Here is a 24,957-nt window from a genome sequence, read left to right as displayed (position 1 = left end):
ACCGATGCTAAAAATAGCGAATCACCCTATATATAAACATCCGTTACCAGAGGGACATCGTTTTCCTATGGAAAAATATGAGTTATTACCGCAACAATTAATTTATGAAGGTACCTGCACCGAAGAAAATTTCTTTGAACCAGACATCCCAAATGACAAACATATTGTAGCTGTTCACGACCCCGAGTATTTCTATGATTTGTTGAATATGATGATTTCGTCCAAAATGGCTCGAAAAATAGGTTTTCCCCTATCGGAAGATCTAGTAGAGCGAGAACGTATTATTGCCGATGGAACGATAAAAGGATGTGATTTTGCTTTAGAATATGGTATTGCCATGAATATTGCCGGTGGAACACATCATGCCTATAGCGATCACGGCGAGGCATTTTGCATGTTGAACGACCAAGCCATTGGTGCTAGATACTTATTGAATAAAGATCTTGCAAAGAAAATTCTCATTATAGATTTAGATGTTCATCAAGGTAATGGAACAGCAGAAATATTTCAGAATGATGATGCCGTCTTTACATTTTCTATTCATGGGGAAGGTAATTATCCGTTTAAGAAAGAGAGATCGGATTTAGATATTCCATTGCCAAAAGGAACCACTGATGAAACATATCTTTCAATTCTAAAGGAAAATTTACCCAAATTAATAGCTAAAGTTCAGCCAGATTTCATTTTCTATTTATGCGGAGTTGATATACTAGATAGTGATAAACTTGGAACCCTGAGCATGACATTAGAAGGATGTAAAAAACGGGATGAATTTGTTTTAACCACATGTCATAATTCGAATATACCTGTACATTGTAGTATGGGTGGTGGCTACTCGCCAGATATCAAAATTATAGTTGAAGCCCATGCCAATACATTTCGATTGGCACAGAAACTGTATTTTTAGTACAATTGAAGGTTTTTAGAGCAAAATAAAATACCTTTTTGGTTATAATTAAAACCAGCAGAACTTTAAATTTGCAATATGAAAAATCTAATAATCCTCTTAGGCATAACATTTTGCATTTCATTAAACGCCCAAGATTTTAGTAAAGATTCGACCGAAACTCGATGGAATATGTTGAAGTATGATGTAGGTAGCATGTTCCTAGGAGTTGGACATTCATATGTACGTCCTTTCCATTGGAAAGGGGAGCAATGGGCTCAATTTGGGGCTGTAGTAGCTGGTACAGGGCTAGTGTACTTAGCAGATGACGAAACATCACGGTTTATTAGAAACAACAGAGAAGGCATACCACAGGTTGTTCGTGACTATGGTGAATTTTACGGTAGTCCAGAGAATAATTATTTAGCAACATCTGGCGTATATGCTGTAGGTTTAATTACCAAAAATGAAAAACTAAGACGAACAGGAGTACTATTGGTATCATCAGCTACTTCTGCCGGACTTCTACAACAGGTATTAAAATCTGTAGTAGGTAGGGCAAGACCTTTGGCAGATTTAGGCAAGGATACATTTGACCCTTTTAACTCAAGCAGAAACTTTCATTCTTTCCCGTCTGGGCATGCTTTACTGGCTTTTACAAATGCTTATGCAATTGGAAAACAATTTAAAAATCCGTGGGTAAAAGCAGGTATTTACACATTGGGGGCTATCCCGGGTATTTCTCGAGTTTGGGATGGCCAGCATTATTTAAGCGATATGGTATTTGCCTTTGCCATTAGTATTGCAACTGTAGAATCTATTGATAGGTATCTAGATAAAAGATATGAAGAGAAATACAACGACCAAACAAAAATGGTAAGTTGGAATCTTAATTTTGGACCAGGTCAATTGGGTGTTACCGTTAATTTTTAAAACGGAAAACTATCCATTTCTAAGAGTCTAACATATACAAAGCAAACTTAATTTTCCAATACGGCATTTTCTCCTCAAAAAATTCAAAATAGTCTTTAAGACCTGTAGCTTCTGTTAGTTCTGATTTTGCCTTCTCTATTTCTGCTATTTCCTTAGTATCAACAAACTGATTTAAATCTAGGTCTTCACCTTCGGCATGCTTTTTCATTAAATGTCCGTATATCGTATTCTCGGACAAATTTCTTGACGTAGCTATTTCAGAAACAGTTGACCCTTTACTGAACAATTCAAAAGTCTGATCGTGAGTTGCTTTTTTTGATTTCTTAGCAGGAGCATTTTTAGTTATTTCAGCAATAAACACATCCGCATACTTTTCTAATTTAGCCTGCCCTACTCCAGAGACTTGCATAAACTCTTCTCTGTTTTTTGGAAGTTTAGCCTCCATATCTTTCAAACTCGCATCCCCAAAAACGACATAGGCAGGTACATTCTGTTCTGTTGCAATTTGTTGTCTAAGTAAACGAAGCTTTTCGAATAAATTAGTTTTCTTGGTTCGTGATTTTGCGACAGCCTTTGTCTTTTCTGTTTCCTTTTGTAATACTGCCAACTGAACTTTTTTACCTAAAAATAAAACCTCTTTCGCCTGTTCAGTTAACCCAAGTCTTGCACCTTCCCTAAAGTTAATATCTAGTACCCCTTGGTTTAATAACTGAATAACATATTGCTGCAGGTCTAACCAAGAGACATCTTTTACGGCACCATATGTTTTGATATTCTGATAGCCTTTTTCTAGAACTTGAGCATTCTGCGCACCTCTTAAAACATCAATAACCATACCCATGGGTTCGCGTTCTTTTAAACGAGCAACACCAGAGCAAACTTTTTGCGCCAACAGTGTAGCATCAAAATAAGCAGGTGGAGCATTACAGATATCACAGTTTCCACAACCTTCTGTAACTTGCTCTCCAAAATAATTTAGTAGAGCGATTCTACGACAACTTAATGCCTCTGCGAATTGTTGCATACGCTCTAATTTAGCATATTCAACATCTGCATTTTCACTTTGTGTAATAAACCTACGTAACTGAGCGACATCGGCAAAACTGTAAAATAATAAGGCGTGAGCAGGTAATCCGTCACGACCGCCACGACCAATTTCTTGGTAGTACCCTTCTATGTTCTTTGGCAGGTTATAATGAATGACCCAACGCACATTACTTTTATCGATACCCATACCGAAAGCAATGGTTGCTGCAATAATTGGCACCTTATCGGTAATGAATTCTTCTTGAACAGTAGAGCGTTCATCTGAAGACATACCTGCGTGATACGCTTTGGCCTTAAAACCCGCATTACGTAATTTCTCAGCAATAGATTCTGTACTTTTTCGACTAAGGCAATAGATAATTCCGCTTTCGTTAGGTCTGTCATCCAAGAAATCAAGAATATGTTTAATTCTATCTTGAGCAGGTTTTACATCAAGATATAAATTAGGCCTATTGAAAGATGCCAAGTGACGCTCAGCATTCGGAATTTGCAATTGATCAGCGATATCGTCTTGGGTAGTCTTATCGGCAGTAGCCGTAAGTGCCAATATCGGAATATTCGGAAACCTTCTTTTTAATCCGCCAAGCTGAGTATATGCAGGTCTAAAATCATGTCCCCAAGAAGAAATACAATGAGCCTCATCAACAGCGAACAGGCTTATTTTTAAATTCCCAAGAATGTTATTAAAAAAGCCCAAACTTTCTGGAGCCACATAGAATAATTTCAAATCCCCTCTCTCCAATTTTCCTAGAATCTCTTGCTGTGTTTCTTGAGTCTGAGAGCTATTGTAATATTCGGCAGCAATTCCGTTAGCTTTTAAAACATCTACTTGATCCTTCATTAAAGCAATTAACGGAGAAATCACAATCGCAGTTCCTTCAAGAGCCAATGCCGTCAGCTGATAACAAAGGGACTTACCTCCACCAGTTGGCATAATCGCCAACACATCTTTTTTACTAAGTGCATCTTCAATTATTGATAATTGATTCGGTTTAAATGAATCGTAACCAAAATGCTTTTTTAATAATGGTATTAGGTCTTTTTCTTTTGCTGTCATGTTTTGCAAAAATAGTGTTTGAAAATGTCTTTAGCTGGTCTTTTCACAGGATTAGATTTTTACGAGGCAAGAAGTAATCTTCCAAATTCGTGTACCAAACTAACAGATTACTTCCTTGTACTTCCTCGTAAAGATTTCATCTACTTCCCCAACATCAACAGCTCATTACATCTAACTTCTGTGATGTATCTTTTCTCACCTTCTTTTGTTTCATAAGAGCGATGGGTAAGTTTACCTTCCACTGCAACTTGTTTTCCTTTGGTTAAATAGTTCTCTACAATCTCAGCTGTTTTTCCCCAGGCTACAATATTATGCCATTGGGTATCATCAACTTTTTCACCTTTTGCGTTTTTGTAACTATCAGTTGTGGCGATAGAAAACTTCGCCAATTTGGTACCACCTTCTAAGTTTACGATTTCTGGGTCTTGCCCTAAATTTCCAATTAACTGTACTTTGTTTTTTAATGCGTTCATCTTACTAATTTTTATGGTTTAACAGTTCATACTATCAAGTCATTACGACTCGACACTGCAAACCTAGAACAGCATTGAAAGTTTAATCGGTATGTAAACACTTACTGTCGTTTGTTATCGTTTACAGTCGTTTATAAACTTTTATAATGCTTATATACAGGTAACTATATACTTGTTTACACTTAAAAGGAAAGTTTAATTTCGGATGCTATATCCTGTATTTTTTTCGGTTGATTAATAGTTACTTGTATTATGATTGCTATATCACTATTCAATATAGCAGAGCATAACTTTTTTCACTTAAAAATATTCCGAATTTCAATGAGCGTGTTGCATTGTCAATGAATCGTTTTCTTATGACGTTTCCAAGACTGTACGGTCAAAACCGATGCTATTTATTTTCATTAGGATTCCAATTCAATCCTTGTTTTAAATTTTTATTTAAATTAGATAATTCTTTATTTTCATCAACACTCTCAGCAATTAATTTAGTGTCATAATCAATTGCAAAATCTAATTTCAATGTTTGACCATATACAGGATATGCTTTATCAACCATTTGCTTAAACAAACTCCAATCATTATTACTAACTCTTCCTAATGCGATTAGTCCAGCTATATGGTCTTTTATTACTGGATGTCCAAATTCTCTTGTAGCGTAATCGTGATGTTTATTTTTTCTACCCTTCCCAATTTTTGGATTTAATTTTTTTAATTCTGTTAAAAAATTAGGTGCAATCCTAGAATATACTAAATCATTAATATAATGCCCCACTACTCCTGGTCTCTTAGATGTCTTAGTCCAGTTCCAACCATGCATATTGAATATCATTTCAAAAAATTCATCATTAAATGTTTTAACCCATTTAGCAGGTTCTAAATGGAGTGATCTTTCTAAAAATAAAACAACATTATCTTTAGCTTTATCTTTTAACTGAACAAAACCAGTAGCTCTATCAACGAGAGCTGTAATTCCTATATCAGCTAAAACAGAAATTAACAATTCGGATGCTTCTGCAACAGGTAATTGTTTTTTGGTTAATTTATCTGCTCTTCTAGCTTCCAAATAAACATTAGCCACTTTTGGAATGATTCGGGCATTATAACCCCTTGCAGGTTTACCGTTTAAATCAATATAATCAACTTCGTTGATCACCTGCATAAGTTCCTCATTAACAAACTCTTGAAGGTTATTTGCATCTAAAAAACTAGGCATTTGATCAGCCCTATTACCGACTTTACTCTTACTCCTTGCTGTCCTATCTAAAGCCTTATATACTGCACTTTGAGATAGAATTCTTACACCGTTATCTAAAACAGCACATTTTAATTGATTCCCTGCTATCGGTAAAAACCCCTCATGGGTTGCCTTTGGTAAATTATCCATTAATTAATTCTTTATAAGTGATTCTATTCTCGGTGTTCTGTAAAAATAAATTAAATCTCATTGCTTCGCTAGAAGTTCTTGAGTTGTAACGAAATACGAATTCATCAACGTATAATTGTAAGTGCTTTTTAGAAGTAAAATGATAGATTCCAAAAATACCTCTCTTTAACAAAGACCAAAAACCTTCTATTGTATTGGTATGCACTCTACCTTGTACGTATTGGTGTCTACTATGCTTTACTACTTGGTGATCATAAACTCTTTTTAAACGCTTATATGATGTGTATTCATCAGTATAAAGTTTTGCAGTTTCCTTTACACTTTTAAGTATTTCAGTTGATAGAGTTTCGTAAGTAGTATTAGGTATTTTCTTAGCGATTACCTTACCGCTTCTTTCTACCATTCCTAAAACTGGTGTTTTATCGTCCGCAGTACCTCTAGTCTTTTTATTAGCGTGTCTGTTTTTGTTCTTACCACCTACAAAAGTTTCATCTGCTTCAACTTCGTTATCTAATTGAGTATCGTTATCAATACCGAAACATTGACGAATTCTAGATAACATAAACCAAGCTGATTTTTGAGTGATATTCAAATCTCTACCTAATTGTAAAGATGAAATACCTTTCTTGTGAGAAGTAACTAACCATATACCTAAGAACCACTTTTGAAGTTCAATTTTTGTATTATCAAAAATAGTGTTGGTCTTTACATTAAAATATTTACCTGTATTCTTACATTTGTATTTGTTCCCCTTACAATTATAAACCTTAGATTCAGCATCGAAAGGACTTACAACATTTCCGTTCCATCTTAATTGCTCTAAATGGTCAATACAAGATTGTTGAGTTGGAAAGGCTTTGATTAAATCTATTATCGAGTTAAAGTCTTGGTTAATCATAGTGGTATTATTACACTACTAAGATAATACTTTAATTACACCAATCCTAATTATTTGGTGTAATTAAGTGCTAATTTAAATTTTAATCAAAAAAAAAGAGCTTCTTTTAAAGAAGCTCTCGTATAATGGGTTAATAAATAAATTTAGTGAATAATATCGTTTGTTGCTTTCATGATTTTTAGCTTTAATGATTATACAAATATATGTAGTAAGTTATTGAAAAACGTGTAATACAAGTTAAAATTGCATTAAATCCGTTATTCGGTCAATATATTAAAAGTCTCTCCTGAATCAAATATACCATCTTTTATAGTTACTGATGGATTAGTATATTTTCTCTTGTGAACATGCCTACTTCCTGATTTTGAATGATATGAAACAATTTGAAACTGTAACCATTCTTTCTTCTTGTCCCACTCTCCTTCTAAATCTCCCTTTATTCTTATTTGTCGACAATTATCATGATAACTATCATTCTTTTCTTCTTTTCCTGTTAAAAACTTCATTGAATTAGCTCCTTTGAATTCAAGCTCTCTTGCAGAATAATTTTTGCCTGTTCCATGGAAATAATCCTCCATAATAAATAATTGATAAGATACATCCTCAACATTTGAAGATGTATGGTTTATTATCTTAATAATATACTCATATTCAGTTACCCCATTGTTATTTATCTGTCTTCTAGCAATATGTTCACTTATTTCAATATTTGGTTTTATTAACTTCATTAAGTAATAAAAGGTTACTGCTGAAATTACACCTGCAATAACACCAAAGACTAAAGTAATAATTATAGTCTCAAGGTTCAAAACGAACCATTTTTCAAAACCTCCTTCAGTTTGGAGTATTATATTTAAATACATATAGGTTTGGTTAGGTCAAACTCAAATATATAAAATATTATTAGATAATAAATATTTTCCTACATATCGGTGTAATGTTGTATATAGTTACCTATATACAGATATTTAAAAATTATTTAAAATGAAATAAAAAAGGGATTAAACTGTTGAACCATAATAGAATGCAGAATAAAACAAAAAATATTAACCATAAAAAGTGGGATTAATCAATTCTACGATACGTCCACCAATTCATATCTCTGGTTAATTCGTATCCTAATTTCTGATAAAGAGGTATAGCCAAGTTTCCTTTATTGGTATGTAGAATAGGTGTTTTATTTACTTTTAAAATCTCTTTTGTAGTGTGCACGATGAGTTGTTTTGCAAATCCCCTTTTGGTATAATTGGGGTGAGTAACAACGGCACTTACTTCTATAAAAAGATTCGTTTGCATTCGCTGACCGGTTATTGAAACCAATTTTCCGTCTTTAAAAATTCCGTAATAATTACCCATTACAAAAGTTCTTCTACGATAATAACCAGGCATAACCAACCAGATTAAGTCATACACCTCATCAATATATTCATTGGTCAATAAGACAATATCCTCTGTTATTGAAACTTCTGGCAGTTGCTTTAAAACCATTTGGCAGCCATCAATTTTTCGTTCTAAAACAATTTTAGCGTCATCTATAATTGGGGTTTGATTCTCTGATACGAAGAAGAAACTATCTGTCGTTTTTATATATTGACTAGAAGCTTTTTCGGTTTTTGATTCATCAAAAAAAGACCCAAAAGTGCATACCTCTTGATCATAAAATCGCACTCCGTCATATTCAACACCAAATTTTTTATGTGTCTCATTTAATGAATACCAAACCGGATTTTTAAGTTGTTCTTCTAATTTTACCATTTTAATGCGAATCAAATCTTACGCAAATTATTAATTCCCAAACCAACTGTGCATCTTATGAATTAGAAATTTAAAAAAATGAATTAAAAATATACGATATTAAAGATGCTTCCAAAAGCTTACTAGATTCTCAATAAAAATTTATAAATTCAAAGAGCAGGGATAATAAAAGACATTTTTGACCTATATCTCGCTACTTAATAAATTCATACCTACAAAATGGATATCATTGATTTTAGATACTTAACAACGATTGTCTTTGCGTCTATTTTTGGCGTTTTTGGCATATACCACCTACTCTCTTTTCTTGTTTTAAGACATAAAATTACTCTGTACTATTTTATTCTAATTTTCGGTCTGACTTTACACTGGAGTCTATCTCTTATTATCAAAGGTTTTTACAGTGATCAGGTTATACTAATGGCTAATAAAGCTACACTTATCACAGCAATGATATCAACTTTCGGGCTATTAATGTTTACAAAAAGCTACCTCAATATTTCTGTAAACAACCAAACAAATTTAGCTATAATCTATAAAGCGTTTGCATTAATCATAGTTTGCTTACCTATTTTATATATTCTAAACAATGTTATCGCTAAAATAGAATGGTTAGACAGCTCTTTAATAATGTTAGCTGCGATCATGGCCTTATCAACAGCACTTCTAAGCCTATTTTCAGGTATACGATTATATAAAGCTGAAAAATTTAATAAGTATTATTTATATTCCTATACACCCTACCTTCTTGCTTCAATTCTTTATGTAGGAGCATGGTTTACTCAAAAATATTACGATGTCGACGGAGACCTTATAATACTAATAACCTCAATTCTTGTGACTTTTCAATTAATTTTATTCTCAATTTTGGTTGGCTACAAGTATAAATCTATTGAAGACAATACTATAAAAATTCAGGTTGAAGCCAATAGTAAACTTACTACAGAAGTTGAAAAACAAACCAAACATTTACAAGTCGCTAAGCAAGAATTAGAATATAAAAATGAGGAACTTGAAAAAGTAAATAAACTTAAAAATAAATTATTCTCGCTTCTAACCCATGATGTTAGAGGCCCTCTTAATAATGTGGGTACCATTGTAGAAATGATTGAAAGTCAGCTAGAAGAAAGTGAACTAAAAGAGATTACAAAAAAATTAAAAAACGAAGTAACCGATAGAATTTCTATGGTTAACGTTTTGCTTGATTGGTCGTATAATCAACTAGAAGGTGTCAATTTAGACAAAAAAATATGCGACTTAGATATACTGTTCACTTCCATAAAAAAGGAGTTTAAAAGAATGGCGAATGATAAGGGTATAGACATAGAATTGGCAATTTATTGTAGAGAACTCTTTATTGATGAAAACATGTTAAAGGTCATTCTTCGTAATTTAACCTCTAATGCTATCAAGTTTAGCGAGAAAGGTCAAAAAATAATATTGTCATCTAAATGCACTTCTAATATCGTTGAAATAGGAGTAAAAGACTTTGGATTGGGAATGAATACCGACTGGCAAAACACATCTGAAATTAATAGTGGACCAACAGTAAGGAAAGGTACAATTGGTGAGAAAGGAACCGGATTTGGTTTAATGATTACCAAAGATTTCGTAGAAATGAACGGTGGTACAATCAGCTGTATAAGCGAGATAAATAAAGGCACAGAGTTCATTTTAAGCTTCAAAACCGTAACAAATGAGCAAGTAGCACCTCAAATATAATTAACAGACATATTATTTAATTCTCCTTCTAAACCTCTCCTTCTTGCGACATTAATCGTTGAAAATCGGCTACAAATAAACCTACTTCATAACCATCCATTAAAGCATGATGCACATGTATTGATACTGGCATAAATCTATGCTCACCTTCACCAGTCATTTTACCAAATGAAATTTTTGGGCAACTATCTGCAAATTCAAAATGCCGAGCATGAGAAACCGAAGTAAAATCTAGCCATGGCATACTTGAACAATGTAATACGTTGATACCGCATTCGGGCAATTCTAATCCCGTAGAAATCTTAACCTTTTCAATTTCTTTATTGGCAGCATCTCTAAATTCAGTAAACGAATCTTTATACTCGACATAAGAAAAACCGAACGTACCGTTATCTCTACCAATGGTTGGCGATGCATGTACGCAGTCATACTCGAACACCTTACCATCTTCAATGCGATATTTAAACGGAGTTATGGCATTAGCAGCCTTTAAAGTTCTATGTAAATAAATCAAGAAAAATGAGTTGCCAGATTGTTTCGCATAATCATAGGCTTTAGAACAATTCACTTTTACGGTTACCCCATGAAAAGACTCGCTGAACTGCGAAAAAAACTTGAAATGACCTGCCCTATTCCAATTCGCTATATTTAATTCTTTTTTCATCTATTTGTTGACCTTGATTTTAGGTTTTAATCAGTTTTATTCAGCAATAAATATACAACCTCAAATTTCAATTTAAAATTGTGATAACTTGTACTTTTCAAATAAAGGATGTTATTTCACTTTTTATAAATTATTATAATACATTAAAAAACTAAGGAAGAAAACAAAGACCAATGCACTACAGATATTATTGTAACTAATAACAGACCGCTAAAGATTAAAGGGAAATTACAAATTCAATTAGCATCGGCCGAAATTGTTACAAAAGAAGGAACTACAGGTTTTTGTCGTTGCGGAGTTTCAGAAAACAAACCATTTTGCGATGAATCGCACAGAAAAATAGAATGGATAGGATAACCAATCAAAATTCTAATACATAAGTTATGAGGTGTATACTACATCTCAAAAGTATACACCTATATTTGGAATATTGACAGAGACATATAAACACTTTAACATAAAGGATCATGAAAAAATATAAGAATATAATTACTTTACTTTTAATTGTTAGTCCTTTATTAGGTATCGCTCAAATCTCGGTGAATCAAGACCGATTAGAAAAACGCATTATGGATCTTGCCCAATTTGGCATTCAAGAAAATGGTGAAACCGAACGTGTTGCTTTTAGTGATGCCGATATTGCAGCCCAGCAATGGGTTATTGAGCAATTAAAAACTATGGATATTGAAACTCATATCGATTATGCTGGCAACGTAATTGGAATACGAAAAGGGACAAAACCAAATATGAAACCTATCTCATTTGGCTCACATATAGACCGCGTTCCGCATGGTGGCAATTATGATGGCTGTGTTGGTAGTATGGCTTCTTTAGAAGTTCTTAAAGTGCTTGATGAAAATAAAGTCAAAACCAAACATCCTTTAGAAATTATCATATTTTCTAATGAAGAAGGTGGTGTTGTAGGTAGTAGAGCAATCGCCGGTCATTTGAATAAAAGTGCTTTTGGCGTTAAAAATTCAACAGGGTACACCATTGGCGAAGGTATGATGAGATTAGGTGGAGATACCACCAGACTAGCAGAAGTGGCTCGTAAAAAAGGAGACGTTGCTGCCTTTATAGAACTACATATTGAACAAGGAGGCACTCTTGAAAAAGAAAATTTAGAGATTGGTATTGTCAAAGGAATTGTGGGACTTAAATGGTGGAATGTTGAATTCAACGGTTTTGCCAACCATGCAGGTACAACACCAATGAATGCCAGAAAAGATGCATTATTAGCAGCCTCAAAATTCATCATTGCAGTCAATGAGGTTGCCAAAAGTTTTGATGGTTCACAAGTTGCAACCGTTGGTAGAATAAAGTCAGAACCAGGAGCACCTAATGTAATTCCCGGACATGTTGTTACTAGTCTTGAAATTAGAGATTTGTCTTCTGAAGTTATTGAAGAGATATATACTACTATCGAAAAAAGAGCTGTAGAAATTAGTAATGAATCTGGCGTAGAAATCATTTTTAACAAACTAGATACCACAGCAGACCCTGCAATTATGGATTCAACCATACAATCTGAAATTGAAAAAAGTATTCAATCTCTTGGACTTAGTTACAAGTCAATGCCAAGTGGCGCGGGTCATGATGCCCAAGACATGGCACTTATTGCACCAACGGGAATGATATTCGTACCAAGTAAAAACGGAATAAGTCATTCTCCTAAAGAATTTACCTCTGCCGTTGACATGGCAAATGGTGCCAATGTATTATTGCGGACTATTTTGGCATTGGACGATAAGCTTAAATAATAGTTTTAAAAAATCATTCATCTATCGATGAATCATATATTTTAAGCTAACCAAAACTCCATAATTAAATCGCACTTAAAAATAAAGCGGTGAAGAATATTGAGCTTTTCCAATTAAAGAAAGTCTACCTCGTTTCCTTCAGAAATCCGACAAATTTTAACACCTATTTTACGCCCTTAAATGAGTACCTTAGTTCAACTAACAAACTATCTTGAACATGAAAAAAGGACTACTCATTTGTGCATACTTTCTATGCACTACCATCGCAATTTCGCAAACTACAGAAGACATTGTCAATGCCATTGAAAAAGAAGGCGTTGAAAACTCGCAATTAGAGCAATTAGCCTACGAATTAATGGACCTCAACGGACCACGTTTAGTGGGTACGCCAGAGATGAAAACAGCACATGACTGGGCAATAAACACCTATAAAAAATGGGGTATTTCTGCCGAAAACCAACAATGGGGAACCTGGAAAGGCTGGCAAAGAGGTGTTACCCATGTAGATATGGTATCGCCACGTGTAGCTTCGCTTCACGCCACACAATTGGCATGGAACCCAGGCACAGGCTCTAAAGGTGTTACCGCATCTTTAATAACATTGCCAAGTTTCAAAGATTCCTTATCATTTGTAAAATGGCTTCCTAATGTTAAAGGGAAAATAGTTATGATTAGCATGCTGCAACCTACAGGTAGACCAGATGAAAACTGGGAAGAATACGCAACAAAATCATCCTTCGAGAAAATGAAAACGGAGCGCGATTCTATCGAAAAAATATGGAGACAGAATATTAACAATACAGGCTACACAAGTAGAAATATCAATTCGGCATTTGAAAAAGCAGGTGCCGTAGGTATTGCACAGTCAAGATGGTCTGAAGGTTTTGGCGCTAACAAAATATTTAGTGCAGGTACTGATAAAATTCCTGCAGTGGATATTTCTTTAGAGGATTATGGAATGCTGTACAGAATGGTTGAACATGGTGCCGATACTAAGATTAAAATAGTAGCGGAATCTAAAGACCTAGGCGTGGTACCTACATTCAATACCATAGCAACCATACCTGGCACTGAATTCCCAGATGAATATGTAATTCTTTCTGCTCATTTCGATTCTTGGGATGGTGGAACGGGAGCAACTGATAACGGTACTGGCACAATTACCATGTTAGAAGCTGCTCGAATTCTTAAAAAAGTATATCCGAATCCGAAAAGAACGATATTGATAGGACATTGGGGTAGTGAAGAACAAGGTTTAAACGGTTCTCGTTCATTTGTTGAAGACCACCCAGAAATTGTAGCTGGCGTACAAGCCGTTTTCAATCAAGATAATGGTACCGGTCGTGTTGTTCGTTTATCGGGACAAGGTTTTCTACATGCCTATGATTATTTAGGGCGTTGGTTAGAAGCCGTACCAGAAACGTATAAAAATGAAATAGAAACTACCTTCCCGGGTTCACCTGGGCGTGGTGGTTCTGACTATGCCTCTTTTGTTGCTGCTGGTGCACCTGCTTTTTCTTTAAGCTCTCTTAGTTGGGATTATTGGAATTACACATGGCACACCAATCTAGATACGTATGACAAGATAGTATTTGATGACGTACGTAACAATGCTATTCTAACAGCTATTATTACGTATATGGCTTGTGAAGATCCAGAGAAAACATCACGCGAAAAAGCAGTGTTAGGTATTAACCCTAGATCTGGTGAAAAAGGAGAATGGCCAACACCAAGAACACCACAACGCAAAGGTGGACAAGACTAATAATTAATCTATAATTGATTTTCAAGCTCAAGGCTATCCGCTGCTTGTAGTGCTTTCTTAATTGCAGTACTCCACAGTGCATAGCCTTGTTTGTTTAAATGCAATCCGTCAGAAAGGTATAATTCTGGTATCGGTCTGTTATCTGTGGTAATCATCTGTGCAAAAACATTAATGTATTGCGCATTTAATTCTGTGATGAAATATTTGGACAACATTAAATTGGTCTCCATAATCAGTGGAATTAAAGCTTCACGCTCTACACTTGGTTTAAGACTGATTAATGCCAATTCTACATCAGGATATTTATCTTGAATCAATCCTACTAATTCCATACATCCAGAAAGAACCTCTTGCGGAGTTTTACCATTATTTAAATCATTCTCTCCTGCATACAGTACTATTTTAGACGGATTAGCTTCTGTAAATATCTCATCAAAATAATGAATACACCAAGCGAATGTAGATCCACCAAAACCAAGATTCACCACATTAAAAGGACTTAGATCTCGCTTCATATTTACCCATAAACGTACCGATGAACTTCCGTAGAAAGCTATCAAGTTTTCTTGGGTAGGTAATTTAGCTACTCGTCTTTTAAGTCGTTTTATTTCATTGCACCAAATGGCAGGTGGCTCTTCTAAATTATCAGCACCTGAACTAGATACGTTCAACTGTTCAGCTCTTTCAATAGCTTCTTTGACATAGCCTTGGTATTCTACTTGATATTGCTCCATAAAAGCATATAAATCTTTATTGCTTTTAGAAGGTACTTTTTCACTGAGTAAAAAAGGTTCTTTAATGGCACAGTAATATAAAGATTTGCCAATTCTATGATCAAAATTTACCATAACTACAGGTATTATATACGGCTCTGGCTCCGTATGCAATGCCAACTTAAAAGCGCCCATTTTAAAAGGACCGGGAGATTCGTCTGTTCTGTAAGAGGTGCCTTCAGGGCTTATAATTAAGTTGTATTTCTGTTTTAAATGTTTAGACGCTTCACTGTAAAAAATACTTCTTGCCTCTTCTTTTCTATTACTAGAAGTTTCATAAGATTCTTTGGTATACACATTTATATAGCCAAGGTTGTCGTAGTAATTCTGATGACCGTATTCTTGTCCCTGCCCTATTCTAACTGTTCTAATACCAGGTTCCTCGTATTTTTTATACAAAACCATGGCACTTAGAAAATGAGAATCTAAGGTAATCTGAAAATTATTATTTAATGTATAATGTGGGTCATTGATTAAGTGGTTATAAATAAAAATATTACCGGTATCATTAGGCAAATTATCCCATCCTTCAATAATATAGGGTACGTTTTTAAACACCTTCATGGTCAACTCAGCGCAAACCTTTCTATTTTGCTCAGCATCTTTACTGTTCTTTTCTGCTACATTCTCATAAATCTGCTGTAAACCGCTTATAAACTCATGCTCTTTTTGATCTTCGCCCAGCAGTTCTAAACTTAATGAGGCAATATGGCGTTCAAGAGCAGTACCATTCTTAACCAAACCTGTTAAGGCATCATAAGCAAACTGTTTGGTGGTATTACTTTTTAATAGATGTGGCACTTGGTGCAATGGTGATGATAATAATAGTCGCGATTTATTATTCTTTATCAATTGATACACGGCCTGCAAATTGTGCTTGCCCAACAAGCCAACATAACGTACAAAAGCAGCATTTAGCTGATTGCCCACAAGCCACAATAATCGCTGATAAAATTGACCTTCAAAAGCATCATCAATTTGAAACAATTTCATTAAATCGCCTTCAGGAATAAAATAAGCAGAAGTCTTTGTGTTGGTAATTGCAGAGCAAATATCTTTCTCCTTCAATAGGCATGACCACCCAAATACAAACCCTGAGTTCTTAATAGATCGTTGTTTAATTTCGATTGAATTCTCTATTCGCTTAATGGTAACTTCTCCGTGAATGAGAATAAACAAACCATTACTAGAACCGTCTTGTACATATAAAACCTCATCGGGTTCATATTCCCTACGTTCTGCCAACGCAGCTAAAGCCATTAAATTTTTCTCTTCAAAATAATCTAGAAATGGAGAGCGTCGCATTAATGAAACAATCTCTTCTTGTTCGGCAGCAGGAGAAATAAAAAACTGTTGGTCTTCAACAAAAGGCTGAAACCTTACGGGACTCAATAATTCAGTTTGCTTCGTTAAGGCAGTATGCAATACACGGTACAATTTTGAACCAATATTCTTAAGCAAAATATTCTGATGTCCTTTTTTCAAGTACGTATCTAGCTCATGAAATGGAATTTCAAAAAAAGATGCTTTTGGTGAAGCAACAGTAGCTTTATATGTAAATCTTTTGGGAGTATTGAAGCCATTTAAACCAATAGTAGAAAAAGGTTCTGAGTTTTGACAAACGAGAATATCACTTTCAGGATTATCAAGTGAAATGTAATAGTTGACACTACCTTCTATAAGCCATCTAAACGTTCTTACTTTTTTATGAATATAACTGATAGCATATCCTTTAGCGTATGTTTTCAACGCTCCGTTCGGGAAATATTCTTTTAATTTTTCAGTAGTTATTTCTTGCTTTAAAACTCTATTTTGGTGTATCATACTCCTCCTAACTTAACCAGATAAAAGCGAAAAAAAAAGGACTGCCAACATTAAAACCAATTTGTCATTTTAGCAATTTGATATTGGTTAAAACCATAAAATTCACCCCCTTAAACTTAGAATAACCAAATTCAATTTATAGACTATCATTTTACACAGCCTTTTATTATCTTCCCTATTCAACAACTAATACAGACCACACCATGAAAATCATCAGACTTTTGCTCGTGCTCGTCATTATGGCACCGTTAGCATTACAATCTCAACGAAGAAAAAGTAAAATCACCCAACCCACCGTTAAACTAGTAGACTCTCTTTTTACAGGATTAAAATGGCGGAATATTGGTCCGTTTAGAGGTGGAAGAAGTGTAGCTTCAACCGGTGTTTTAGGTCAGCCCATGGTCTATTACATGGGAACCGTTGGTGGCGGAATATGGAAAACTACGGATGACGGAATTACATGGAAGAATATTTCTGACGGATTCTTAAAAACCGCTACTGTAGGTGCCATTTCCGTATCTGAAAGCAACCCTAACATTGTAATTGCAGGTATGGGCGAACATGCAGCCCGTGGTGTAATGACTTCTATGGGCGACGGCGTATACAAATCTACCGATGCAGGTAAAACCTGGAAACATATGGGACTTGATGAAACTAGACATATATCTGATATTATTATAGACCCTACCAACCCCAATATCATTTTTGTATCCGCACAAGGTGCCCAATATGGACCTTCTTCTCAACGAGGAATCTATAAGTCTACAGATGGCGGTTACACTTGGAAAAATGTATTGTTCGTTGATACCATAACCGGGGCTTCTGCTTTATCTATGGATATGACCAACCCTACCATTTTATATGCAGCTATGTGGCAACACAGACGTTTTCCTTGGACGATGGAATCTGGTGGAAAGAACTCAGGCATTTACAAATCGACCGATAGTGGAGAAACATGGGAACAATTAAAAGAAGGGTTACCTAAAGAAATGGGTAAAGCAGGTATTTCCGTTTCTAGAGCCAACCCAGAGCGTGTATTTGCTGTTATTGAAGCAGAGGGAGAAAAAGGCGGCGTATACCGCTCTGATGATGCCGGCAAAAAATGGAAACTCATTAACAAAGACCGTATCAATATTACACGTTCTTGGTATTATATGGAGATTTTTGCCGACACCCAAAACGAAGATATCGTTTACGTATTAAATGCACCTGTAACAAAATCAATAGATGGTGGAAAATCTTTTTCACCCCTACCAACACCACACGGTGATAATCACGATTTATGGATAGACCCTTTGAACAATCAACGTATGATCAACTCTAATGATGGAGGATCGAATGTTTCTAATAACGGTGGAAAAAGTTGGAGTACACAAGAGAACCAAAATACAGCACAATTCTACAGGGTAATTACAGATAATCTAGTACCCTATAATGTATACGGTGGTCAACAAGATAATTCTACCGTAGCAATAGCTTCTAGAACAAATGATCGTGGTATCGACTGGAAAGATTGGTATGCCGTTGCTGGTGGCGAAAGCGCATTTTTAGCCTTTGACCCAGATAATCCAGAATTGATATATGGTGGAACATACCAAGGTAATATTGATAAATGGGATGCAAATACCAAAGAATCTAAACCTATTAAAGAATACCCTGAATTAGGTTTGAGTGTATCACCAGAAAATGCAAAATACCGTTATAATTGGAATGCCCCGATTATCACCTCGCCACATGACAGAAAAACAATTTATCATGGTGGTAACGTTGTTTTCAAATCAACAGATGAAGGTCAAAGCTGGTCGGTTATAAGTCCAGATTTAACGAGAGACGAAAAAGACAAACATGGTCTTGGTGGTGGTCCGTTTACCAATGAAGCTGCTGGTGGTGAAATATATAACACCCTAACTTACTTGACAGAATCTCCACATGAAGAGGGTGTTATTTGGTCTGGTAGTGATGATGGTTTGGTACATGTAACCAAAGACGGCGGAGCGAATTGGGCAAATGTTACTCCCGCAGGTGCAAAAGAAGGTATCATAAACAGTATTGAAGTGTCTCCGCATGATCCGGCAACAGCTTACATTGTTTTGACGCGATATAAGTCAATGGATTTTGCCAACTACATCTACAAAACAACGGATTACGGAACCACTTGGACAAAAATTACCTATGGCATAATAGGCGATAATACATTCACGAGAGTTGTACGTGCAGACAAAAAAGTAAAAGGGTTACTTTACGCAGGTACAGAAACTGGCTTATTTGTTTCCTTAGATGATGGCTTGCATTGGCAGCCATTGCAATTAAACTTACCCTTGACGCCAATAAATGATTTAGTTATTCAAGATAATGATTTGGTTGCTGCAACGGCTGGTCGTGCATTTTGGATTTTAGATGACTTAGCAGCTATACAGAATAGCACTACCACAAAACAAGAGTTAAATATTTTTAAACCAAAAGACACGTATTTGTTTATTGGAGGTTCTAGTGAAAAACAAGTTCCTGGTTTGGGCAGCAATCCAAAAAGCGGAGTAACTTTCGATTATTATTTAAGCGAAGCACAAGACAGCACCGAATTAAAATTGGAAGTACTGAAAGATGGTGAGATAATTAGAACCATAACCAACCAAAAAGATAAGAAATTCAAATCTTGGCCAGGCGGTCCGGCAAAGCCAGCTATTCTAGCTTCAAAAAAAGGATATAACCGTTTTACTTGGGATTTTAAAAGAAAGCCTTTACCTGCTGTGCACAAGGTTTTTGTACTTGGCGGATTAAACGGTTCTACTGTTGGTCCTGGTGATTATAGGTTGAAATTAACTTTAGGCGAGAAAACAGCAGAAACTACCGTAACTATTTTACCACACCCAAAAGTAAAGGCCAGCATGGCAGACTATGCAGAACAACAAACAATGATGAAAACCATTGAAGCTACCGTAGTAGAAATACATACTGCTGTAAACGATATGCAATCGGCAAAATCGCAATTAAAACAATATGGCAAATTACTTGCAGATAATGAGAAAGCAGAAGCGTTATTAACGCAAGGCGATTCTTTGACTAAACGCATTACAAATTGGCAAGAAAATCTAATTCAGCCTAACCAGAAAACCTTTCAAGATGTGATTAATTTTGAAAATAAACTGAATTCACAATTATTGAATCTAAGAGGTTATATCGATGCAGCAGAACCAAAGGTTACCGCTGGCGCAAAAGAGCGATTAAAAGACCTATTAGCAATGTGGAATACATTTAAAATAGAGCATGATGCCATCATAAATACAGAAATGAAGTCCTATAATGCTTTGTTTCAAAGCTTAGAAATTCCGGCAATCATATTATCTGAAAAACAAAACTAAAAGAGATTGTGCAGAAATTAATACTAGATCAAAACTTTAAAGGAGAAAATTACACTGCTAATAGATTGGCTAGAGCGGAATACGAAAATTGCATTTTTGAAAGCTGCGATTTCTCTAAAGGATATTTAGACAATCAGATTTTTTTGGAGTGCGAGTTTATAGACTGTAATTTGAGTAATACCAATATTGTAAACTCTACTTTCAAAGAAGTAAAATTTTCTCATTGTAAACTCATAGGTTTAGCCTTTAATACCTGTAATGCCTTTTTAATGGACTTATCTTTTTTTGATTCCAATTTGAGTTTTGCAATTTTCACAGAATTAAAGTTAGTAGGTCAAGCATTTATATCTTGCAAACTTGAGGAAGCTGATTTTGGCGATTGCGATTTAAGCAAATCAAAATTTGACGATTGCAACTTAAAAAGAGCTCTATTTGGGAGAACCAATTTGCAAAAAGCAGATTTTAGTACGGCCACAAATTTCAGTATTGACCCTGATAATAATAAAATGACAGGGGCTATATTTTCAAAAGATAACCTTGAAGGGTTATTGCAGAAACACAAGCTTAAGATTTTGAAATAACTATATGAACAAAGAAATAAAATCAAAAATCATTGAAGTCTGTGATGCCAAAATCGTAGCTAAAGGAGAGAACGTAGGACTTTCATTCTATGCATTCTTCAAGAACAAAAACGACAATCCTGAACTTTTGATGGAAGTAGCTCAATGGTGGATTTTAGAACATCAATTAGACCATTTTGAAAAAGCGGTGAAGATCAAAGAGATGGTAGAATCGTTAAACTAAAGAAATAATGAAACACACATTTCTAATTCTATTCGTAACGGGATTATTGTTCGGTTGCGGCAATAAGGAGTTAAGTCGTAAAGAAACTGTTACTACATATTATAAAGCTTTTGGTTCTGGCGACTTCGAAAAGCTAAAAACAGTAATTCATGATAGTATTACATTAATTTCCGGTGATTTTGTAATGCCGTTTGATAAGGATAGTTTCAATGAATTTTATAAATGGGATTCCATTTTTAAGCCGTCATATGAAATACTTGAATTGGTTGAAGATAATAATCACCTTATTGCGACTATCAGTCAAAAGAATATCCGCAATGCCTTTTTAAAGAACAATCAGCTAAAGCTTAACGTTAAATTCTCTTTTGCTTCAGGCAAAATCACAAAACTGGAAGAGCTAGATTACATTGGTGTAAATTGGAAAAATTGGAATCAACAGAAAGATTCTTTAGTAAATTATATCAAAACAAATCATCCTGAACTAGATGGTTTTGTAAATGACATGACTATGACTGGAGCACAGAATTATTTGAAAGCAATTGAATTATATGAGGGTCGGGAATAGTTAGGATCTACTTACAATGAAAAAAATTACTTATTTATTTCTCTTTATAGTTTCAACTATTGTCATTTCTGGATTGTATGGAATTATACACAATCAAATTACATATACCATATCAAGTGAGTACTTTACCCTTTTTAAATTTATTCAACATCATCTACCTGAATATTATATTAAACCTGCTAGATTAGGTGCTAGTATAATTGGCTGGAATTCCCTTGGTGGATGGGACTTATTATCGGGGTCATACTAGGAACTGTATGGATATGGAATGACATACTCACAATTAGAGATAGATTTAAAGCTTTAGGTACAGTTCTCATAACTACCATAACGCTTGGTATAATTGGAATTCTGGTTGCTTACATTCAATGGCAACCGGAAAGATATTATGAAGCCGTTAATTTTCCTAGTTACGGAGAAATCATTGATGATTCCCTTCAAAACATGACTAACTCACATGCATTTTTGAGAGCAGGAACGGTCCATAATTTCAGTTATCTTGGTGGTATTGTCGGCTTATTTATTGGAGTTTTCCAACTTTGGAAAAAGTATAGGTCAAACTTAAAATTGACTAAACAAAAGCATACAACCTAGAATTCACTTATTCAAAAACTTTTCAGAGATTGGTTGTAATGACTGAAATTTATAATTGAGCAAGTCATAGCACCCTATTGACTTTCTAATTACAATACATACATTTAGATAATTAATAAATATTAACAATTAAAATAATTAATTATCTTTCGCAGATATTTACAATTTAATTATCACAAACAACATTAATTAACTGATTGTTAATCAAAACATTAACCATGAAAAAAATCACTTTATTATTAGCCTTATTTACAATTGGCTTTACGTACGCACAATCACCATTAGAAGAAGGAGCTTTACAAGCAAATGCAGGAATTGGTTTCTCAGGATGGGGAGTTCCTATCTATGCGGGATTAGAATATGGTGTAGCACCGAATATTTCTGTAGGTGGAGAATTATCTTATCAAACTTACAATCACGGTAGTGGTTTAGGCAGCGATTTTAAGAGTTCTATTTTTGGAATTACAGGAAATGGTAATTATCACTTTAATGAGGTATTTGAAATTCCAAGTCAGTGGGATTTGTATGCAGGAGCTAATTTGACCTATTATAGCTGGTCTACTAAAATTGACGGAAGTACTGTTGATTATGGTGGTGCCGATAGTTTCGGTATAGGTTTACAAGTTGGTGGTCGCTATTTCTTCGATGACAACTTTGCAATCAACCTTCAAGTTGGTGGCGGAAATGTTGTAAGTGGAGGTAGAATTGGTATTACTTATAAATTATAAGAACACTTTATATAATATTACAGGGGTGGTTTACAAGTTTGTAAACCACCCTTTTTTTGATTTATAAATTTTCCAACCAAAATGCTTTTAGAAAAATAGTTCTAAATTGAAACCAATGAACAAAGTACACCACACCGCTATCATCTGCTCTAATTACGAGGTTTCTAAACAATTTTATACCGAAGTTTTAGGCTTAGAGATTATTCGAGAAGTTTATAGAGAAGAGCGACAATCTTACAAATTAGATTTGGCGTTAAAAGGTGACTATATAATTGAATTGTTTTCTTTCCCTAATCCGCCGAAAAGACCGTCTAGACCAGAGTCTTGCGGATTAAGACATGTAGCATTTGAAGTAGACAATTTAGAAAAAATTATTGCACATTGTAAAAAACACGATATAATAGCTGAACCTATTCGTATCGATGAGTTTACCCATAAGCGCTTTACTTTCATTGCCGATCCAGATGACTTACCTATAGAGTTTTATGAAAAATAAGTGAAGCCGTTTGTAAACGTTTAATTTGTATCTTGTTAAAAATACTAGAACATGAAATTTTTACTGCTTATCTTACTTTCCTCAACGTATTTACTACAGTCACAAAATACCGTTTCTTTTGAAGAAGGAATGATGAGTCCCGCCGCAACATTAAACAATATAGAATGGCTTGCAGGACATTGGAAAGGAGAAGCCTTTGGCGGAATCGCAGAGGAAATATGGAGTCCACCTGCAGATGGTTCCATGATGTTCTCTTTTCGATTACTCGATAAAGGTGAAGTAAGTTTTTATGAATTCGGACATCTTATAGAAATTGACGGTACGCTAATTCTACAACTCAAACATTTTGATGCTAATTTAAGTGGTTGGGAAGAACGAGATGAAAATATAGAATTTAGATTAGTTAAAATAGAAGAGAACAAATATTACTTTGATGACTTTACTATTGAGCGTATCTCTGACAAAGAAATAAACATGTATGTTGAGGTTGGTGAAGAAGACGGAACATCTAACGAAGTTACCTTTAATTACCACAGGCAATAGATGAAAAAGGAATGTTTAGAATGCGGAAAAGAGGTCATGGGCAGAGTCGACAAAAAGTTCTGTAATGATTACTGTCGCAATACATATAACAATAAAGTCAATCCAGACAGCAAAAACCTTATTAGAAATATCAATAATAAGCTTCGCAAAAACTACCGTATTCTTGACAGTTATAAATTAAAAGACGGCAAAACGAAAACCACCCGTATGCGGCTAATAGATAAAGGTTTCGATTTTGACTTTATTACCAATTTATACACCACAAAAAAAGGCACAACATATTACTTTCTATATGATTTAGGCTACCTACCATTAGACAATGATTTCTATATGATTGTAAAGAGAGAATAGTTGGTTGTTGGTTGTGAACATTATATAAGAAAGTCTCCTTAAAAGGAGATTTTCTTATAAGTTAACTTCTTACTTAATACTTTGTACTTAATAAAATCTATTTCCAATTATGCCCACTTAATTTAAGTGCAGCCACGACTATATCTTTTCTACTAATTTGACCAACTAAAATATCATTTTTCATTACGGGTAATCTTCTTCTATTGTGTTGGGCAAAAATACCTGCTGCATCAAAAATTGAAATATCATGAGGAATGGTTTCAACTGACTTGGTCATAAAATTTTCTACACTCTTATCTAAAATAGGTTGATTGAAGTACCTACTTTCAGAAATCTGCTTCATACAATCGGCTTCAGAAATGATACCTACAAGAAATCCATTTTTATCCAAAACGGGTCCACCAGAAATATGATGTTTTGCAAATTTTTCCATTACGGTTAAAATTGAATCATCTGGCGAAAAAGTGATTAACTTAGTGGTCATGTAATCAGCGACCAATATTGGGGCTTCAAATTCCTTTTTAAATACTTTTCTAACGCCTTGAAAGCTTTTGATTCCCATGATAGTTTATT

The 24,957-nt window shown here is 34.6% G+C and carries 23 protein-coding genes; 14 read left to right on the top strand and 9 right to left on the bottom strand.

All coding sequences use genetic code 11. The features are described 5' to 3' along the window. Positions 1-4 precede the first annotated feature (4 nt). Both Q0871_RS05865 and Q0871_RS05860 read left to right on the top strand, forming a co-directional pair. Complete coding sequence (locus Q0871_RS05865) at positions 5-907, top strand: histone deacetylase (protein ID WP_299319366.1); 903 nt, start codon at positions 5-7, stop codon at positions 905-907. Between the two features lie 78 nt (positions 908-985). Beyond that, complete coding sequence (locus Q0871_RS05860) at positions 986-1,819, top strand: phosphatase PAP2 family protein (RefSeq protein ID WP_299319362.1); 834 nt, start codon at positions 986-988, stop codon at positions 1,817-1,819. 19 nt (positions 1,820-1,838) lie between these two features. On the opposite strand, the gene recQ is transcribed toward Q0871_RS05860, so the two are convergent. The 6 genes from recQ to Q0871_RS05830 form a co-directional block, all read right to left on the bottom strand. Then, the gene (gene recQ, locus Q0871_RS05855; RefSeq protein WP_299319358.1) at positions 1,839-3,923 is read right to left on the bottom strand and encodes a DNA helicase RecQ; all 2,085 of its coding nucleotides are present in this window, start codon (positions 3,921-3,923) and stop codon (positions 1,839-1,841) included. Positions 3,924-4,063: 140 nt separating this feature from the next. Further along, a complete protein-coding gene (locus Q0871_RS05850; RefSeq protein ID WP_299319354.1) occupies positions 4,064-4,396 on the bottom strand; it encodes a single-stranded DNA-binding protein in 333 nt (110 codons plus the stop codon). A gap of 391 nt (positions 4,397-4,787) precedes the next feature. After that, positions 4,788-5,783, bottom strand: a complete 996-nt coding sequence (locus tag Q0871_RS05845) for a P63C domain-containing protein (protein ID WP_299319351.1) — start codon at positions 5,781-5,783, stop codon at positions 4,788-4,790. Then, positions 5,776-6,681, bottom strand: a complete 906-nt coding sequence (locus tag Q0871_RS05840; RefSeq protein ID WP_299319347.1) for an IS1595 family transposase — start codon at positions 6,679-6,681, stop codon at positions 5,776-5,778. The genes Q0871_RS05845 and Q0871_RS05840 overlap by 8 nt, the downstream gene beginning before the upstream one ends. A 257-nt stretch (positions 6,682-6,938) precedes the next feature. Continuing rightward, positions 6,939-7,544, bottom strand: a complete 606-nt coding sequence (locus Q0871_RS05835) for a hypothetical protein (RefSeq protein ID WP_299319344.1) — start codon at positions 7,542-7,544, stop codon at positions 6,939-6,941. Between the two features lie 202 nt (positions 7,545-7,746). Next, the gene (locus Q0871_RS05830; protein ID WP_299319340.1) at positions 7,747-8,436 is read right to left on the bottom strand and encodes a GNAT family N-acetyltransferase; all 690 of its coding nucleotides are present in this window, start codon (positions 8,434-8,436) and stop codon (positions 7,747-7,749) included. Between the two features lie 219 nt (positions 8,437-8,655). Between Q0871_RS05830 and Q0871_RS05825 the strand changes: the two genes are divergently transcribed. After that, a complete protein-coding gene (locus Q0871_RS05825; protein ID WP_299319337.1) occupies positions 8,656-10,158 on the top strand; it encodes a sensor histidine kinase in 1,503 nt (500 codons plus the stop codon). Positions 10,159-10,186: 28 nt separating this feature from the next. On the opposite strand, the gene Q0871_RS05820 is transcribed toward Q0871_RS05825, so the two are convergent. Beyond that, entirely contained in the window at positions 10,187-10,822 is a 636-nt protein-coding gene (locus Q0871_RS05820) for a chloramphenicol acetyltransferase (RefSeq protein WP_299319333.1), read from the bottom strand. A 186-nt stretch (positions 10,823-11,008) separates the two neighbouring features. Between Q0871_RS05820 and Q0871_RS18730 the strand changes: the two genes are divergently transcribed. From Q0871_RS18730 to Q0871_RS05810, 3 genes are all read left to right on the top strand, one after another. Next, positions 11,009-11,179, top strand: coding sequence for a CDGSH iron-sulfur domain-containing protein (locus Q0871_RS18730; protein WP_367275133.1), 171 nt, complete (start codon positions 11,009-11,011; stop codon positions 11,177-11,179). A gap of 110 nt (positions 11,180-11,289) precedes the next feature. Further along, positions 11,290-12,582 (top strand): Zn-dependent hydrolase, encoded by a 1,293-nt coding sequence (locus tag Q0871_RS05815; RefSeq protein WP_299319329.1) that lies wholly within the window; start codon positions 11,290-11,292, stop codon positions 12,580-12,582. A 217-nt stretch (positions 12,583-12,799) separates the two neighbouring features. Beyond that, complete coding sequence (locus tag Q0871_RS05810; protein WP_299319325.1) at positions 12,800-14,347, top strand: M20/M25/M40 family metallo-hydrolase; 1,548 nt, start codon at positions 12,800-12,802, stop codon at positions 14,345-14,347. Positions 14,348-14,355: 8 nt separating this feature from the next. Here the strand turns inward: Q0871_RS05810 and Q0871_RS05805 are convergent, their stop codons facing one another. After that, the gene (locus tag Q0871_RS05805) at positions 14,356-16,944 is read right to left on the bottom strand and encodes a cyclic nucleotide-binding domain-containing protein (RefSeq protein WP_299319322.1); all 2,589 of its coding nucleotides are present in this window, start codon (positions 16,942-16,944) and stop codon (positions 14,356-14,358) included. Between the two features lie 203 nt (positions 16,945-17,147). Here Q0871_RS05805 and Q0871_RS05800 point away from each other — a divergent pair, with 203 nt between their 5' ends. The 8 genes from Q0871_RS05800 to Q0871_RS05765 all read left to right on the top strand — a co-directional run bounded on the left by Q0871_RS05800 (position 17,148) and on the right by Q0871_RS05765 (position 24,384). Next, positions 17,148-20,303 (top strand): sialidase family protein, encoded by a 3,156-nt coding sequence (locus Q0871_RS05800; protein ID WP_299319319.1) that lies wholly within the window; start codon positions 17,148-17,150, stop codon positions 20,301-20,303. A gap of 8 nt (positions 20,304-20,311) precedes the next feature. Beyond that, positions 20,312-20,884, top strand: a complete 573-nt coding sequence (locus tag Q0871_RS05795) for a pentapeptide repeat-containing protein (protein ID WP_299319315.1) — start codon at positions 20,312-20,314, stop codon at positions 20,882-20,884. A 4-nt stretch (positions 20,885-20,888) separates the two neighbouring features. Then, entirely contained in the window at positions 20,889-21,107 is a 219-nt protein-coding gene (locus tag Q0871_RS05790; RefSeq protein ID WP_299319311.1) for a DUF6500 family protein, read from the top strand. A gap of 7 nt (positions 21,108-21,114) precedes the next feature. Then, positions 21,115-21,672, top strand: a complete 558-nt coding sequence (locus Q0871_RS05785; RefSeq protein WP_299319307.1) for a hypothetical protein — start codon at positions 21,115-21,117, stop codon at positions 21,670-21,672. An 812-nt stretch (positions 21,673-22,484) separates the two neighbouring features. Next, the gene (locus Q0871_RS05780; protein WP_299319297.1) at positions 22,485-22,994 is read left to right on the top strand and encodes an outer membrane beta-barrel protein; all 510 of its coding nucleotides are present in this window, start codon (positions 22,485-22,487) and stop codon (positions 22,992-22,994) included. Positions 22,995-23,100: 106 nt separating this feature from the next. Continuing rightward, complete coding sequence (locus Q0871_RS05775; protein WP_299319293.1) at positions 23,101-23,490, top strand: VOC family protein; 390 nt, start codon at positions 23,101-23,103, stop codon at positions 23,488-23,490. A 51-nt stretch (positions 23,491-23,541) separates the two neighbouring features. After that, positions 23,542-24,033, top strand: a complete 492-nt coding sequence (locus Q0871_RS05770) for a DUF6265 family protein (protein ID WP_299319291.1) — start codon at positions 23,542-23,544, stop codon at positions 24,031-24,033. After that, a complete protein-coding gene (locus Q0871_RS05765) occupies positions 24,034-24,384 on the top strand; it encodes a hypothetical protein (protein WP_073241936.1) in 351 nt (116 codons plus the stop codon). It begins immediately after the preceding gene. Positions 24,385-24,481: 97 nt separating this feature from the next. Here the strand turns inward: Q0871_RS05765 and Q0871_RS05760 are convergent, their stop codons facing one another. Next, positions 24,482-24,946 (bottom strand): CBS domain-containing protein, encoded by a 465-nt coding sequence (locus Q0871_RS05760; RefSeq protein WP_299319281.1) that lies wholly within the window; start codon positions 24,944-24,946, stop codon positions 24,482-24,484. Positions 24,947-24,957: the final 11 nt, after the last annotated feature.

The organism is uncultured Maribacter sp., from assembly GCF_947500985.1.
In the GTDB taxonomy this organism is placed as follows: Bacteria; Bacteroidota; Bacteroidia; order Flavobacteriales; family Flavobacteriaceae; genus Maribacter.
Note: the sequence above shows the minus strand (reverse complement) of the source record. Positions and strands in the feature narration are given on the sequence as shown.